The organism is Streptomyces sp. RK62, from assembly GCF_018070255.1.
Lineage (GTDB): Bacteria > Actinomycetota > Actinomycetes > Streptomycetales > Streptomycetaceae > Streptomyces > Streptomyces nigra.
Genome location: NZ_JAGPYD010000024.1, coordinates 1 through 16,411 on the forward strand (window position 1 = coordinate 1; position 16,411 = coordinate 16,411).

General features: G+C 72.0%; 12 protein-coding genes. 7 read left to right on the top strand and 5 right to left on the bottom strand.

The features are described from left to right. Positions 1-59: 59 nt before the first annotated feature. Positions 60-1,109 carry an ADP-ribosylglycohydrolase family protein gene (locus KBY32_RS32895; RefSeq protein WP_108706431.1) on the bottom strand — a complete coding sequence of 350 codons (1,050 nt, stop codon included), beginning with the start codon at positions 1,107-1,109 and terminating at the stop codon, positions 60-62. 326 nt (positions 1,110-1,435) lie between these two features. Here KBY32_RS32895 and KBY32_RS32900 point away from each other — a divergent pair, with 326 nt between their 5' ends. From KBY32_RS32900 to KBY32_RS32910, 3 genes are all read left to right on the top strand, one after another. Next, on the top strand, positions 1,436-2,167 hold the full coding sequence (locus KBY32_RS32900; protein WP_055621563.1) for a VIT1/CCC1 transporter family protein: 732 nt from the start codon (positions 1,436-1,438) through the stop codon (positions 2,165-2,167). Positions 2,168-2,565: 398 nt separating this feature from the next. Next, entirely contained in the window at positions 2,566-7,158 is a 4,593-nt protein-coding gene (gene gltB / locus KBY32_RS32905) for a glutamate synthase large subunit (RefSeq protein WP_210982698.1), read from the top strand. Continuing rightward, the gene (locus KBY32_RS32910) at positions 7,151-8,614 is read left to right on the top strand and encodes a glutamate synthase subunit beta (RefSeq protein WP_210982653.1); all 1,464 of its coding nucleotides are present in this window, start codon (positions 7,151-7,153) and stop codon (positions 8,612-8,614) included. The genes gltB and KBY32_RS32910 overlap by 8 nt, the downstream gene beginning before the upstream one ends. 141 nt (positions 8,615-8,755) lie before the next feature. On the opposite strand, the gene KBY32_RS32915 is transcribed toward KBY32_RS32910, so the two are convergent. Together KBY32_RS32915 and KBY32_RS32920 are read right to left on the bottom strand one after the other, a co-directional pair. Beyond that, positions 8,756-9,664, bottom strand: a complete 909-nt coding sequence (locus tag KBY32_RS32915; protein ID WP_308293815.1) for a chitosanase — start codon at positions 9,662-9,664, stop codon at positions 8,756-8,758. Beyond that, a complete protein-coding gene (locus KBY32_RS32920; protein WP_055621559.1) occupies positions 9,661-10,599 on the bottom strand; it encodes a rhomboid family intramembrane serine protease in 939 nt (312 codons plus the stop codon). Before KBY32_RS32920 ends, KBY32_RS32915 begins: the two co-directional genes overlap by 4 nt. 190 nt (positions 10,600-10,789) lie before the next feature. On the opposite strand from KBY32_RS32920, the gene KBY32_RS32925 reads away from it, so the two are divergent. Further along, positions 10,790-11,515: a VWA domain-containing protein gene (locus KBY32_RS32925; RefSeq protein WP_210982654.1), complete on the top strand. Its 726-nt coding sequence runs from the start codon at positions 10,790-10,792 to the stop codon at positions 11,513-11,515. A 13-nt stretch (positions 11,516-11,528) separates the two neighbouring features. Here KBY32_RS32925 and KBY32_RS32930 read toward each other — a convergent pair whose 3' ends face one another. Beyond that, positions 11,529-12,494: an acyl-CoA dehydrogenase family protein gene (locus KBY32_RS32930; protein WP_210982655.1), complete on the bottom strand. Its 966-nt coding sequence runs from the start codon at positions 12,492-12,494 to the stop codon at positions 11,529-11,531. Positions 12,495-12,594: 100 nt separating this feature from the next. Then, entirely contained in the window at positions 12,595-13,737 is a 1,143-nt protein-coding gene (locus KBY32_RS32935) for an acyl-CoA dehydrogenase family protein (protein WP_210982656.1), read from the bottom strand. A 60-nt stretch (positions 13,738-13,797) separates the two neighbouring features. Between KBY32_RS32935 and KBY32_RS32940 the strand changes: the two genes are divergently transcribed. The 3 genes from KBY32_RS32940 to KBY32_RS32950 are packed head-to-tail and all read left to right on the top strand — an operon-like array spanning position 13,798 to position 16,401. Then, entirely contained in the window at positions 13,798-14,583 is a 786-nt protein-coding gene (locus KBY32_RS32940) for an SDR family oxidoreductase (RefSeq protein WP_210982657.1), read from the top strand. A gap of 22 nt (positions 14,584-14,605) precedes the next feature. Further along, positions 14,606-15,220, top strand: coding sequence for a TetR/AcrR family transcriptional regulator (locus KBY32_RS32945; protein ID WP_210982658.1), 615 nt, complete (start codon positions 14,606-14,608; stop codon positions 15,218-15,220). A 23-nt stretch (positions 15,221-15,243) separates the two neighbouring features. Continuing rightward, on the top strand, positions 15,244-16,401 hold the full coding sequence (locus KBY32_RS32950) for an acetyl-CoA C-acetyltransferase (RefSeq protein ID WP_210982659.1): 1,158 nt from the start codon (positions 15,244-15,246) through the stop codon (positions 16,399-16,401). The last annotated feature ends 10 nt before the right edge of the window (positions 16,402-16,411 follow it).

Genomic DNA, 16,411 nt, shown 5'->3' on the forward strand with positions numbered 1-16,411 from the left:
GGCTGCTGTGGGTGGGGACGTGTCGTCGGGGGTGGGGGTGGACCATGGGGCCGGGGGGGTCATCCGAGGGGCTCCTTCGTGGGGGTGAGGGCTCCGGTGATCCATTTGCGGTCGTCGCCGGGGACCAGGAGTTCCGCCACCTCCAGGACGTGGTGGCCCGCCATCGACGGCAGGCAGCTGCCGCGGGCCGGGGCGATCGCGGCCGCCCAGTCCGGGGGGATTGCCTGCTCGCCCTGGGTCGCGCCGGCCAGCGCGCCCGCCACCGCGGCCGTCGTGTCCGCGTCGCGGCCCATGTTCACCGCCGTCAGGACCGCCTGGACGAAGTCGCCGTCGGCCGCCGCGTACGCGCCGAAGGCCAGGGCGACCGCCTCGGGGGCCAGGTCGGTCCAGGGGTAGCCGCCGATGACCACCGCGGAGCGCACCGCGCGTTCCCCCTCGTGGGCGACCGCGGCGGCCCGGCGCAGGGAGCGGGCCGTCCAGGAGTCGTCCGGGACCACGGCCAGCGCCGAGGCCACCACCACCGGGGTCGGGGCGCCCGTCATCGCCGCGGCCACCCCGGCCGCCACGGCCTGGCCGCCGTAGATGCCCTCGCCGTCGTGGCTCACCGAGCCGTCGATGGCGACCAGCCGGGCCGCCTCGGCGGGGCGGCCCGCGGCGAACACGCCGAACGGCGCCGCCCGCATGGCCAGCCCGTCGCTCCAGGCGTGCCGGTGCTGGGCGGAGATGGGGGCCGCGAGCCCCCGGCGGAGGTTCTCCAGTGTGCCCCGCTCGCTGAACCCGGCGCCCCGGAACGGCCCCTCCGCCCGGTCCGCGATCCACTCGTGCCAGGCGGCCTCGACATGGGCCGGGGTGAGCGCCGAGCCATGGCGGGCGAGCAGCAAGCCGGAGAAGATCGCGTACTCGGTGTCGTCGGTGCCGCACGGCCGTTCGCTGACGAAACCGGTGATACGGCCCCACCGGGCGCGGATCTCCGAGGGCTTCATGTTCTCGGCGGGGGCGCCCAGCGCGTCGCCCACCGCCAGGCCCAGCAGGGCGCCGCGCGCCCGCTCGCGGAGTTCGCCGGCGTCACCGGGCGCCGGGACCGAGGGGATGCAGGCGATCGATGCCATACGCGGCCTCTCCTCCGGGGGCTCCGCCCAGGGCGCGGAGCCCTTTGCGGATGTGTCCCACCGTCGGCGGTTGACCTGAGCCTGGACGGCCCCACTGTCACCCGGTCGACGTGGCGTCCGAGGCCCCGGCGGCGTGACGGGTTCTGGGGCAAAACCGCAGGTTAGCCCAGCCTTTCCTTGCTGGCGGGCGGGAATGGGGCGGCGTAGATTGGGTGTTGTCAAAGAGTAGAACTCGTCTAAAGCAAGCCTTGCCTGACTTCGCGTTCTGCCGCCTCACCTGGCTTTTCCGAAGCTTTTCCGACCACCTGACTTCCGGGGGGAACCTCATGGCGATCATCGAGACCGAGGCCGCGCTGCACGAGGCGCACCGTGACAACCACACGCACCGCGATGTGAACGGCGGCTGGCTGCGCCCCGCGGTCTTCGGCGCGATGGACGGCCTCGTCTCCAACCTCGCCCTCATGACCGGTGTCGCCGGCGGTGCCGTCAGCCACCAGACCATCGTGCTCAGCGGCCTCGCGGGCCTCGCGGCCGGCGCGTTCTCCATGGCCGCCGGCGAGTACACCTCGGTCGCCTCGCAGCGCGAGCTCGTCGAGGCCGAACTGGCCGTCGAGCGGCGGGAGCTGCGCAAGCACCCCGAGGACGAGGAGGCCGAGCTGGCGGCCCTGTACGAGGCCCGGGGCGTGGACGCCGACCTCGCGCGGGCCGTCGCCGCACAGCTCTCCCGCGACCCCGAGCTGGCCCTGGAGATACACGCCAGGGAGGAGCTCGGCATCGACCCCGGCGACCTGCCCTCGCCCCTGGTCGCCGCCGTGTCGTCGTTCGGGTCCTTCGCCCTGGGCGCCCTGCTGCCCGTCCTGCCGTACCTGCTCGGCGCCACCGCGCTGTGGCCGGCCGTCCTGCTCGCGCTGCTCGGCCTCTTCCTGTGCGGTGCGGTCGTGGCCAAGGTGACGGCGCGCAGCTGGTGGTTCAGCGGACTGCGGCAGCTCGCCCTGGGTGGCGCGGCGGCCGGTGTGACGTACGCCCTGGGCAGCTTCTTCGAAACGGCCGTAGGATAGCGCGGCTGGAACTTATGCGTCGGACCGCATAAGTTTCCGTTACTCGCTGGTTTCGGATGCATGACCACCGGGCATGAGCCGTAAGCACTGTGGGCAATGACGCCTGCAGCGCACACGCGGGGTGGGCGGCGACGCCCCTTCCGCCTCCTTGAGGACCGACGGGCATGGACCTGTCCCGCTCGGTCCCCCCATACTTCGAGCTACGTGCGCGGGACCCCTGCCGCAGGCCGTGGTGTCCGCATGGTGGAACGGAGTATCCCGGTTCCCGAGAGTCGTTCCATCATGTAACCTGCACGAAATTTTGCGATCACGCAGAGGGCCAACGTCGTCCCTTGCACCTGCCCCCCGGCTTCCGATCCCGGGGGATTCCCAGACAAATGACGACGACGGGAGAGCCGATGCGTACGCCGCGCCAGCCGTCCCAGCACTCCACGAATGGCCAGAACTGGTCGTTCATGGATGCTCGCCCTGCTGCGCAGGGTATGTACGACCCCCGCGACGAGCACGACGCCTGCGGCGTCGGCTTCGTGGCCACCCTCACCGGAGAGGCGAGCCACACGCTGGTCGAGCAGGCGCTGACCGTTCTGCGCAATCTCGAGCACCGCGGCGCCACCGGCTCCGAGCCCGACTCGGGTGACGGCGCGGGCATCCTCTCCCAGGTGCCGGACGCCTTCCTGCGCGAGGTCACCGCGTTCGAGCTGCCCGAGGCCGGCGCCTACGCCGTCGGCATCGCCTTCCTCCCGGAGGAGGGGACCGAGGACACCGTCGCGCGCATCGAGACGATCGCCGCCGAGGAGGGCCTCGACGTCCTCGGCTGGCGCGAGGTCCCGGTCGCCCCCGGACTGCTCGGCGCCACCGCCCGCTCGACGATGCCGGCCTTCCGCCAGATCTTCGTCGCCGACGGCACCTCCACCGACATCGCCCTGGACCGCAAGGCGTTCGTGCTGCGCAAGCGCGCCGAGCGCGAGGCCGGGACGTACTTCCCGTCGCTGTCGTCCCGCACCATCGTCTACAAGGGCATGCTGACCACCGGCCAGCTCGAGCCCTTCTTCCCGGACCTGTCCGACCGCCGCTTCGCCTCCGCGATCGCGCTCGTCCACTCGCGCTTCTCCACGAACACCTTCCCGTCGTGGCCGCTCGCGCACCCCTACCGCTTCGTCGCGCACAACGGTGAGATCAACACCGTCAAGGGCAACCGCAACTGGATGCGCGCCCGCGAGTCGCAGCTCGTCTCCGACCTGTTCGGCGACCGCGGCCTCGAGCGGATCTTCCCGGTCTGCACGCCCGACGCCTCCGACTCGGCGTCCTTCGACGAGGTGCTGGAGCTCCTCCACCTCGGCGGCCGCTCCCTGCCGCACTCCGTGCTGATGATGATCCCGGAGGCGTGGGAGAACCACGACTCCATGGACCCGGCCCGCCGCGCCTTCTACCAGTTCCACTCCACGATGATGGAGCCCTGGGACGGCCCGGCCTGTGTCACCTTCACCGACGGCACCCAGGTCGGCGCGGTCCTCGACCGCAACGGCCTGCGCCCCGGCCGCTACTGGGTCACCGACGACGGCCTCGTGGTCCTCGGCTCCGAGGTCGGCGTCCTCGACATCGACCCCGCCAAGGTCGTCCGCAAGGGCCGCCTCCAGCCGGGCCGCATGTTCCTCGTCGACACCGCCGAGCACCGCATCATCGAGGACGACGAGATCAAGGCGTCCCTCGCCGGCGAGCAGCCGTACGCGGAGTGGCTGGAGGCCGGCGAGATCGAGCTGTCGGACCTGCCCGAGCGCGAGCACATCGTGCACACCCACGCCTCGGTCACCCGCCGCCAGCAGACCTTCGGCTACACCGAGGAAGAGCTGCGCATCATCCTCGCGCCGATGGCCAAGGCCGGCGCCGAGCCGATCGGCTCGATGGGCACCGACTCGCCGATCGCCGCGCTGAGCGACCGCCCCCGGCTGCTCTTCGACTACTTCACCCAGCTGTTCGCGCAGGTCACCAACCCGCCGCTGGACGCCATCCGCGAGGAGCTCGTCACCTCGCTGCGCTCCTCGCTGGGCCCGCAGGGCAACCTGCTCGAGCCGACCGCCGCCTCCTGTCGCTCGGTCACCCTGCCCTTCCCGGTGATCGACAACGACGAGCTGGCCAAGCTCATCCACATCAACGCCGACGGCGACATGCCCGGCTTCAAGGCCGCGACGCTGTCCGGCCTGTACCGGGTCTCCGGCGGCGGCGACTCCCTCGCCGCGCGCATCGAGGAGATCTGCGCCGAGGCCGACGCCGCCATCGAGAACGGCGCCCGGCTGATCGTCCTGTCGGACCGCCACTCCGACGCCGAGCACGCGCCGATCCCGTCGCTGCTGCTCACCGCGGCCGTCCACCACCACCTCATCCGCACCAAGCAGCGCACCCACGTGGGCCTGCTGGTCGAGGCCGGCGACGTCCGCGAGGTCCACCACGTCGCCCTGCTCATCGGCTACGGCGCCGCCGCGGTCAACCCGTACCTGGCGATGGAGTCCGTCGAGGACCTGGTCCGCGCCGGCACCTTCCTGCCCGGCATGGAGGCCGAGCAGGCCATCCGCAACCTGATCTACGCCCTCGGCAAGGGCGTCCTCAAGGTCATGTCCAAGATGGGCATCTCCACCGTCGCCTCCTACCGGGGCGCCCAGGTCTTCGAGGCCGTCGGTCTCGACGACGCCTTCGTGGAGAAGTACTTCAACGGCACGGCCACCAAGATCGGCGGCGTCGGCCTCGACGTCATCGCCCAGGAGGTCGCCGCCCGGCACGCCAAGGCCTACCCGGCCTCCGGCATCGCCCCGGCGCACCGCGCGCTGGACATAGGCGGCGAGTACCAGTGGCGCCGCGAGGGCGAGCCGCACCTGTTCGACCCGGAGACGGTCTTCCGCCTCCAGCACTCCACGCGCACCGGCCGCTACGACGTCTTCAAGAAGTACACCGAGCGCGTGAACGAGCAGTCCGAGCGGCTGATGACGCTGCGCGGCCTGTTCGGCTTCAAGTCGGACCGCCCCTCGATCCCCGTCGAGGAGGTCGAGCCGGTCTCCGAGATCGTCAAGCGCTTCTCCACCGGCGCCATGTCGTACGGCTCCATCTCCAAGGAGGCGCACGAGACCCTCGCCATCGCCATGAACCAGCTGGGCGGCAAGTCCAACACCGGTGAGGGCGGCGAGGACCCGGACCGTCTGTACGACCCGGCCCGCCGGTCGTCCATCAAGCAGGTCGCCTCCGGCCGCTTCGGTGTGACCAGCGAGTACCTCGTCAACGCCGACGACATCCAGATCAAGATGGCCCAGGGCGCCAAGCCCGGCGAGGGCGGCCAGCTGCCCGGCCACAAGGTCTACCCGTGGGTGGCGAAGACCCGGCACTCCACGCCGGGCGTGGGGCTCATCTCCCCGCCGCCGCACCACGACATCTACTCCATCGAGGACCTGGCCCAGCTGATCCACGACCTCAAGAACGCCAACCCGCAGGCCCGCATCCACGTGAAGCTGGTCTCCGAGGTCGGCGTCGGCACGGTCGCGGCCGGTGTGTCCAAGGCCCACGCGGACGTCGTGCTGATCTCCGGTCACGACGGCGGCACCGGTGCCTCCCCGCTGACCTCGCTGAAGCACGCGGGCGGTCCCTGGGAGCTCGGCCTCGCCGAGACCCAGCAGACCCTGCTGCTCAACGGCCTGCGCGACCGGATCGTCGTGCAGACCGACGGCCAGCTGAAGACCGGCCGTGACGTCGTCATCGCCGCGCTGCTGGGCGCCGAGGAGTTCGGTTTCGCGACCGCGCCGCTCGTCGTCTCCGGCTGCGTCATGATGCGCGTCTGCCACCTGGACACCTGCCCGGTCGGCATCGCCACCCAGAACCCGGTGCTGCGCGACCGGTTCTCCGGCAAGGCCGAGTACATCGTCAACTTCTTCCGGTACATCGCCGAAGAGGTCCGCGAGCTCCTCGCCGAGCTGGGCTTCCGCTCCATCGAGGAGGCCGTCGGCCACGCCGAGGCGCTCGACGTGACCCGCGCGGTCGACCACTGGAAGGCGCAGGGCCTGAACCTGGAGCCGCTGTTCCACGTGCCCGACCTGCCGGCCGGCACGGTCCGCCACCAGCTGGTCCAGCAGGACCACGGCCTGGAGAAGGCGCTCGACAACGAGCTGATCAAGCTCGCCGCCGACGCCCTCGCCGCCGACTCGGCGACCGACGCCCAGCCGGTGCGCGCCCAGGTGAAGGTCCGCAACATCAACCGCACGGTCGGCACCATGCTCGGCCACGAGGTGACGAAGAAGTTCGGTGGCGCGGGCCTGCCCGACGACACCATCGACATCACCTTCACCGGCTCCGCGGGCCAGTCCTTCGGCGCCTTCCTCCCGCGCGGTGTCACGCTGCGCCTGGAGGGCGACGCCAACGACTACGTCGGCAAGGGCCTCTCCGGCGGCCGGATCGTCGTCCGCCCGGACCGCGCGGCCGACCACCTCGCCGAGTACTCGACGATCGCGGGCAACACCATCGCGTACGGCGCGACCGGCGGCGAGCTGTTCCTGCGCGGTCGTACGGGCGAGCGGTTCTGCGTCCGCAACTCCGGCGCGACGGTCGTCTCCGAGGGCGTGGGCGACCACGGCTGCGAGTACATGACCGGCGGTCACGCGGTGGTCCTCGGTGAGACGGGCCGCAACTTCGCGGCCGGTATGTCCGGTGGCATCGCCTACGTCATCGACCTCGACCGGGACAACGTCAACGCCGGCAACGTCGATGCCGTCGAGGCGCTCGACGAGACCGACAAGCAGTGGCTGCACGACGTCGTGCGCCGCCACCAGGAGGAGACCGGGTCCACGGTGGCCGAGAAGCTCCTCGCCGAGTGGGACACCGCGGTGGACCGCTTCAGCAAGATCATCCCCAGCACGTACAAGGCAGTGCTCGCCGCCAAGGACGCCGCCGAGCGAGCCGGTCTCTCCGAGACCGAGATCACCGAGAAGATGATGGAGGCGGCGACCAATGGCTGATCCCAAGGGCTTTCTCAACCACGGGCGCGAGGTCGCCAAGTCCCGCCCCGTCGACGTCCGGCTGAAGGACTGGAACGAGGTCTACGTCCCCGGCTCGCTGCTGCCGATCATCAGCAAGCAGGCCAGCCGGTGCATGGACTGCGGCATCCCGTTCTGTCACAACGGCTGTCCGCTCGGGAACCTCATCCCTGAGTGGAACGACTACGCCTACCGCGAGGACTGGGCGGCCGCCCAGGAGCGGCTGCACGCGACCAACAACTTCCCGGAGTTCACCGGTCGTCTGTGCCCCGCGCCCTGCGAGTCGGCGTGTGTGCTCGGCATCAACCAGCCGCCGGTCACCATCAAGAACGTCGAGGTCTCCATCATCGACAAGGCGTGGGAGACCGGGGACGTCGCCCCGCAGATCCCGGAGCGCCTGTCCGGCAAGACCGTCGCCGTCATCGGCTCGGGCCCGGCGGGTCTCGCCGCCGCCCAGCAGCTGACCCGGGCCGGCCACACCGTGGCCGTGTACGAGCGCGCGGACCGCGTCGGCGGCCTGCTGCGCTACGGCATCCCCGAGTTCAAGATGGAGAAGCGGCACATCAACCGCCGCATCGAGCAGATGCGCGCGGAGGGCACCCGCTTCCGCACCGGCGTAGAGATCGGCCGCGACCTCAAGGCGACCGACCTGAAGAAGCGGTACGACGCCGTCGTCATCGCCGCCGGCTCCACCACCGCCCGTGACCTCCCCGTCCCCGGCCGGGAGCTGAAGGGCGTGTACCAGGCGATGGAGTACCTGCCGCTGGCGAACAAGGTCCAGGAGGGCGACTACGTCACCTCCCCGATCTCCGCCGAGGGCAAGCACGTCGTCGTCATCGGCGGTGGCGACACCGGCGCCGACTGCGTGGGCACCGCCCACCGCCAGGGCGCGGCCTCGGTCACGCAGCTGGAGATCATGCCCCGCCCGAACGACGAGCGGAACAACGTCAGCCAGCCGTGGCCGACGTTCCCGATGCTCTACAAGGTCACCTCCGCGCACGAGGAGGGCGGCGAGCGGGTCTACTCCGTCTCCACCACCCACTTCGAGGGCGACGAGGACGGCAACGTCCAGTGGCTGCACCTCACCGAGGTCGAGTTCGTCGACGGCAAGCTGACCCAGAAGCCGGGCACGGAGCGCAAGATCCCCGCCCAGCTGGTCACCCTCGCGATGGGCTTCACCGGCACCGACCGGGAGAACGGCCTGGTCGAGCAGTTCGGCCTGGAGCTCGACGAGCGCGGCAACATCGCCCGCGACGTCGACTTCCAGACCAATGTGCCGGGCGTGTTCGTCGCCGGTGACGCCGGCCGCGGCCAGTCGCTCATCGTGTGGGCGATCGCGGAGGGCCGCTCGGCCGCCCGCGGCTGCGACCGCTTCCTGACCGGCGCCAGCGAGCTGCCGGCCCCGATCCGCCCGACGGACCGCGCCCTGGCGGTCTGATCCCGGCGGATCATCCGAGAACGTCCCGTACAACGGCGTACGGGCGGGAAATCCGGGGGGCTTCCCCCGGACCCCCCGAGACGGCGTCTGCCTCGTCCCCGACCGGACGAACGGGCAGGCGCCGTCGGCATGCCCGTGGCTCTACGGCAGTCGGTACGTCTCGCCGTAGACCTTCCACCGCAGTGGGGGCTTCAGGGCGAGGTTGCCGTCGTAGAGGAACTGGCGCTGGGCCGTGTCGATGCGGCTGGTGTCGATGCCGGGGCGCTTGTCCTTCATGGCGGCGCGGCGGATGTCCAGGAAGATGTCCAGGTACGCCTTCTCCGAGCCGCCCTGGGCGGGGGTGTCGGCCTCGCGCTGGGCGCGTTCGCGCAGTACGTAGAAGCCGTCGTCGTCGACGCCGGGGCCGTGGAAGACCATCGCGTCGAAGTAGATGAACTGGCCGAGCGTGCCCAGGCCGTCGAGCTTGGCGAGGCGTACCGCCGGTTCGAAGTAGGCGCGGTCCCGTTCGGCGAGCTGCGCCTGCTGGAACTCGGGCTTGCGGGCCTCCGCCTTCCACGCCTCGGTGAAGCCGGGGTCCAGGCCCTCGTGCGAGTCGGTGCCGTTGACCTCGCGCAGGGCGGGCAGGTACGTGGCGAGCCCGTTGTCAGGGTGGTCGGCGGTGTAGCGCTCGACCAGGGTGAGCAGGTCGTCGGTGCCGGTGCAGAAGCCGATGATGCCCGCCGTGTAGCCCTGGCCGTCGCCGATGTCCTCGATGTAGCCGAAGGTGCCGCGCCAGTTCAGGGTGGAGTTCTCCGCGCTCGACACCAGCTGCTGGGCCATTGTCTTCATGGCCGGCGCGGCGAGGCCCGGCGGCCGGGACGCGATCAGCTCGTCGTCCGCCGACCGCTCCTCCTCCGCCCGGGACTTGGCCTCCTGCCGGGCGTCCTCCCGGCTGTTGGTGACGGCCGGCCCGGCCGGGCCCTCGGCGGAGTCGGTCGGCATGAGGAAGTACGCCGCCGCGGTGAGCGCCAGCGGCGCCGTCGCGAAGATCAGGATGCCGGAGCGCTTCACTGGGGTATCCCTCCACCGGTCAGCTCGGAGACCTTGGCGAACGCGGCCAGGGCCAGCAGTGCGAGGACGCCCGCGCACGCGGCCGCCTGGATCAGGGCCTGGCGCGGCCCGCGCGGGGCGTAGGCGAAGGCGGCGGTCACCGCTGCGCCCGTCAGCAGCCCGCCCAGATGCCCCTGCCAGGACGTCAGACCCGCCGACAGCACCAGCCACAGCATCAGGAACACCATGAACCGGTTGACGGCCCGCATGTCCGCGCCGATCCGGCGGGCCAGAACGTAGTAGGCGGCACCCAGCCCGAAGATCGCGCCGGACGCGCCCAGCGACTCCACGTTCACGTCGGTGAGCATCAGCTCGAACACCGAGCCGCCCAGCGTCGCCAGCAGATACAGCGCGACGAACCGCAGCCGGCCCAGCATGGGCTCCACGACCCGGCCGAGCTGCCACAGCGCGACCATGTTCAGCACGATGTGCAGCAGCCCGAACGTGCCCTCCGTGGGAGGCATGTGGAGGAAGCCGCTGGTGAGCAACCGCTCCCACTCCCCGGCGACCAGACCGGACGGCTCGAAGCCGGACGGGTACCCGGGCCGGTAGATGTAGAAGCCGCCGTCCGGGCCGATCAGCCGGGCGGAGAGCATCGCGAACCGGTCGACCAGCTCCGGGCGGGCCAGCTCGGCCAGATACGCGAGCACGTTCAGGCCGATGAGGACCGACGTCACCAGCGGGGTCGTCGTGATCCGCCCGCCGACGAGCGTGCGGGCCTGCCGGACCGAGCGCGCCCCCTCCTTGACGCACTCCACGCACTGGTGCCCGACGGCCGCCTCCCGCATACAGGAGGGGCAGATGTAGCGCTCGCAGCGCGTGCAGCGCACGTGGGACTCCACCTTGGGGTGGCGGTAGCACGTGGTGACGGCTGCGTCGGTGGACTCGGGCTCCACTGCCGGCTCCCTGGAGGATCGAATGAACGGTGAGCCGATGGGGACGGCGGCGAACAAAATATCGAACCCCGGTGCCGAAATCGAATGCCGGTACAGAACGGAAGGGGAGAGCGGGACGTGTGTGCCGTAGGGTCGGCCGCCGGGGTGCCGTACGAGGGGGACCCGGGGTGCCGTACGAGGGGGACGGGGAATGGCCGCGATCAGTCTGAGCAAGGTGGAGAAGACCGCGCCGGCGCTGGCCGGCGCGTACCGCAGCGCCGGGGTGTCGCTGCGCAAACACGGGCTGGACGAGGCACGGGCCGCCGTCTACCTGGTGGTCGACTACTCCGGCTCGATGAAGCCGTACTACAAGGACGGCAGTGTGCAGGCACTCGCCGACCGGGTGCTCGGGCTCTCCGCCCACCTGGACGACGACGGCAGGGTCCCGGTCGTCTTCTTCTCCACCGACGTCGACGCCGTCACCGACATCGCGCTGGACGGCCACGAGGGCCGGATCGAGCGGATCGTGTCCGGACTCGGGCACATGGGCAAGACCAGCTACCACCTGGCCATGGACGCCGTCATCGACCACTACCTGGACAGCGGCTCGAAGGAACCCGCCCTCGTGGTGTTCCAGACCGACGGCGGGCCCATCAACCGGCTCGCCGCCGAGCGGTATCTGTGCAAGGCGGCACGGCTGCCGCTGTTCTGGCAGTTCATCGGGTTCGGCGACCGGGGCAGCAAGCAGTTCGACTTCCTGCGCCGGCTCGACGAGCTGCCCGTGCCGGGCAAGCGGGTCGTCGACAACGCCGGCTTCTTCCACGCCGGCTCCGACCCGTCGGCCATGTCGGACACCGAGCTCTACGACCGTCTCGTCGCGGAGTTCCCGCAGTGGCTGGCGGCCGCGCGGGCGCGGGGCATCGTGCCGTCGGCCTGAGCGCGGCCGGCGCTCACCGGCGGCCCGCGCCGCGCAGCACCTCGGTCCGGCAGCTGTCCGGGTCGCCCCAGGCGGCGCGCAGCACCCGGGCCTTGGTCAGCCACAGCGACAGGTCGTACTCGGCGGTGTAGCCGATCGCGCCGTGCGCCTGGAGGGCGGCGCGGGCGGTGGCGTACGCGGCCTCACCGGCGGCCACTTTGGCGGCGGCGACGTCCATCGGGTCCAGGGTGAGCGCGGCCCCGAAGAGGAGGGGCCGGGCGAACTCCAGCCCCATCTTGGCGTCGGCCAGCCGGTGCTTCACGGCCTGGAACGAGCCGACCGGGACACCGAACTGGGTGCGCCGCCGGACGTAGGTGACCGTCCGGTCCAGCAGGGCCTCCCCGACGCCGAGGGCCTGCGCGGCGGTGCACAGCCGGGCGTACGCGAGGGCCCGTGCCGGGGGCGGACCGGTCGGGAGCAGCTCCCCTCCGGGGTCGAGCGGGGTGAGACGGCGGGCCGGGTCCAGGGAGGGGCGCACCGGGCCGTGCCCGGGGGCGAGGCGCAGCCCCTCACCGGTGACCGCGAGCCGGATGTCGGCCGTGTCCCCGTCCAGCGCGTACGGCGCCGTCCACGCCACCGTCGCCAGGGCCTCACCCGACAGCAGCGCCGGCACCAGCCGCCCGGCGGGACCGGACTCGGGCAGCCCTGCCAGCAGCACGGCCGCCGTCACCGTCTCCACCAGGGGGCCCGGCACGGCGTGCCGCCCCAATTCCACGAAGGCGGCCGCGAGTTCCACGGGAAGGGGGCCCAGTCCGCCGCGGGACTCGGGGACCGCCAGCGCGAACACGCCCGCCCCGGCGATCCGGGACCACAGCGCACGGCCCGCCGCGTGCTCGCCCCGGGCCCAGGCCCGTACGACCGCCGGGGTGTCCGCCGCCGTCAGCATCTTGTCCAGCGAGCCGGTGAAGGCCCGCTGCTCGGCGTCGAGAAGGAATCTCATCGGCGGCGCTCCTTCGGCGGAACGGGCAGGGACCTCATCGGCGGCGCTCCTTCCGCAGAGAACTCATCGCAGGCACCCCTCGGCAGCCCGTGCGGGAGCTTCATCCTCGGCGTCCCTTCGGCAGCCCCAGCAGCCGTTCCGCGACGATGTCCCGCTGGATCTCGTTCGTGCCCGCGTACAGCGGTCCGGCCAGCGCGAAGACGTACCGCTCCGCCCACTCGGTGTCCGCCGCCTCGCCCTCCGGGCCGAGCAGATCCAGGGCCGTCTCCTGCAGCGCGATGTCGTACTCCGACCAGAACACCTTGTTCATGCTGGACTCCGCGCCGAGCGACCCGCCCTCCGCGAGCCGGGACGCAGCCGCCCACGCGAACAACTGGTAGGCGCGGGCCCCGATCAGCGCGCCGGCGACCCGGGCCCGCGCGCTCTCCGGCTCGCCCCGTGCCCGCCACAGCCGGTGCAGCCGGTCCGCGGCCGCGAGGAAACGGCCGGGGGAGCGCAGCATCAGCCCGCGTTCGTTGCCCGCCGCCGCCATCGCGATCCGCCAGCCGTCGCCGGGCTCCCCGATCACATCGGCGTCCGGCACGAACACCTCGTCCAGGAACAGCTCGGCGAAGGCCGGTCTGCCGTCGAGCCGGGCGATAGGACGGACCGTGACACCCGCGGCCCGCAGGTCGAACATCAGGTAGATCAGGCCGCGATGGGGCCGCTCCGCGTCGGGGTCGCAGCGGAACAGCCCGAACGCGCGGTCCGCGAACGCCGCCCGCGAGGACCATGTCTTCTGCCCCGACAGCAGCCAGCCGCCGGACACCCGCACGGCCCTGGACCGCAGGGAGGCCAGGTCCGAACCGGCCTCCGGCTCCGACCACGCCTGCGCCCAGACCACCTCCCCGGTGGCCATGGGCGGCAGCACCCGCGCGCGCTGCTCCTCGGTGCCGTGCGCGAGGAGCGTCGGGGCGAGCAGGCTGACGCCGTTCTGCCCGACGCGGCCCGGCGCGCCCGCCGCGTAGTACTCCTCCTCGAACAGCAGCCATCGCACCAGGCCGGCGTCCCGGCCGCCGTACCGGGCCGGCCAGTCCACGACCGACCAGCGATCGGCGGCCAGTTCGGCCTCCCAGGCGCGGTGCGCGGCGAAGCCCGCCTCGGTCTCCAGCGAGGGCGGCGGCTCGGCCGGCACATGCGCGCGCAGCCAGGCACGGGCCTCGGCGCGGAACGCCTCGTCGGCGGCGGAGTGCGTGAGGTCCACGGCCGGTCCCCCTCCGGACGGCTCTTCCCTAACAAGTGTTTGGTAGGTTAGCGTGCTGCCATGACACCCGTCGAGGCACCGGCGTACGTTCCCGGGCACGGACTGCTCCGCGGGCGCACGGCCGTCGTCACCGCGGCGGCGGGCGCCGGCATCGGCGGCGCGACCGCCCGCAGGCTCCTCGAGGAGGGCGCCCGGGTAGTGATCAGCGACCCGCACACCCGGCGGCTCAAGGACCACCAGGCCGAGCTGGCGGCGGAGTTCGGCGACGCGGTGACGTCCACGGCGTGCGACGTCACCGACGAGACCCAGGTGCGCGACCTGTTCGACACGGCGGAGCGGGAGCACGGCCGGCTGGACATCGTCGTCAACAACGCCGGGCTCGGCGGCACCGCGCCCCTGGTCGACATGACCGACGAGCAGTGGACACGCGTCCTCGACGTCACCCTCGGCGGCACCTTCCGCTGCACCCGGGCCGCCCTGCGCCGGATGCGCGAAACCGACGGCGGCGTGATCGTCAACAACGCCTCCGTCGTCGGCTGGCGCGCCCAGGCCGGGCAGGCCCACTACGCCGCCGCCAAGGCCGGGGTGATGGCGCTGACCCGGTGCGCCGCGGTCGAGGCCGCCGCCTACGGGGTGCGGGTCAACGCGGTGGCGCCCAGCCTCGCCCTGCACCCGCACCTCGCCCGGGTGACGACGCCCGAACTGCTGGAGGAGCTGACCGCGCGCGAGGCGTTCGGGCGGGCCGCCGAACCCTGGGAGGTGGCCAACGTGATCGTCTTCCTCGCGTCGGACTACTCCTCGTACATGACGGGCGAGACCGTCTCCGTCAGCAGCCGGCACCCCTAGATCGACCCAGGACAATGGACCGGTGCCGACCAAGAAGAAGGAACCCCAGGTGACCGCCGCGGCCGCCCGACGCCGTGAACTCCTCGACACCGCCGCCGAGGTGTTCGCCGAACAGGGCTACAACGCCACGACCGTCCGCACCATCGCCGACCACGCCGGCATGCTCGCGGGCAGCCTCTACTACCACTTCGACTCCAAGGAGTCGATGCTCGAGGAGATCCTGCGGACCTTCCTCGACGAGCTGTGGGCCGGCTACGACGCCGTCCTGGAGTCCGAACTGGGCCCGCGCGAGACGCTGGAGGCGCTGGTCACCGAGTCGTTCCGGGAGATCGACCGGCACCGGGCCGCCGTCGCGATCTACCAGAAGGAGAACAGGCAGCTCGCCGCGCAGGAGCGGTTCGCGTTCCTCGCCGACTCGCAGCGCCGGTTCGAGAAGGCGTGGCTGTCGACACTGGAGCGCGGCGTCGCCGCCGACGTGTTCCGGCCCGACCTCGACGTCCGGCTGACCTACCGGTTCGTCCGCGACACCGTGTGGGTCGCCGCGTCCTGGTACCGGCCCGGCGGACAGCACAGCCCCGAAGAGATCGCCCGGCAGTACCTGTCGATGGTGCTGGACGGGATCGCCGTACGCCGATAACCCCTAGGTGGCAGGGAGTCGCCATGGCCGAGGCCTACATCGTCGAAGCGGTCCGTACGCCCGTCGGGCGGCGCGGAGGAGGACTCGGCGCGATCCACCCCGCCGACCTGGGCGCCCACGTCCTCAAAGCCCTGATCGCACGCGCCGACGTCGACCCGTCCGCCGTCGAGGACGTCGTCTTCGGCTGTCTGGACGCGGTCGGTCCGCAGGCCGGCGACATCGCACGGACCTGCTGGCTGGCGGCCGGACTGCCCGAGGAGGTGCCGGGCGTCACCGTGGACCGGCAGTGCGGCTCGTCGCAGCAGGCCGTGCACTTCGCCGCCCAGGCCGTGCTGTCCGGCACCCAGGACCTGGTGGTCGCGGGCGGTGTGCAGAACATGTCGATGATCCCCATCGCCTTCGCCACCCGGCAGGCCGTCGAGCCGCTGGGACTGACCGAGGGCCCCTTCGCGGGCAGCGAGGGCTGGCGCGCCCGGTACGGGACGAAGCCCGTCAACCAGTTCGTCGGGGCGGAGACGATCGCCGCGAAGTGGCGCATCGGGCGGCGCGAGCAGGAGGAGTTCGCGCTGCGCTCGCACCGGCGGGCGCTGCGGGCCGTCGACGAGGGCCGCTTCGAGCGGGAGATCGTGCCGTACGGGCCGGTCGCCGTGGACGAGGGGCCCCGCCGGGACACCTCGCTGGAGAAGATGGCCGCGCTGCGGCCGGTCCTCGACGGGGGCACGATCACCGCGGCCTGCTCCTCGCAGGTGTCCGACGGCGCGGCGGCGATGCTGCTCGCCTCCGAGCGGGCGGTACGCGAGCACGGCCTCATACCGAGGGCGCGGGTGCACCATCTGTCGGTACGCGGCGAGGATCCCATCCGGATGCTCACCGCGCCGATCCCCGCGACCGCCCACGCCCTGAAGAAGACCGGCCTGCCGATCGACGCCATCGACCTCGTGGAGATCAACGAGGCGTTCGCCCCGGTCGTCCTGGCCTGGCTGAAGGAGACCGGCGCCGACCCCGACCGCGTCAACGTCAACGGCGGCGCGATCGCGCTCGGGCATCCGCTGGGCGCGACCGGCGTACGGCTGATGACGACCCTCCTGCACGAACTGGAGCGCACGGGCGGCCGGTTCGGACTGCAGACCATGTGCGAGGGCGGGGGACAGGCCAACGTGACCATCATCGAACGGGTCTGACGGCTGCCCC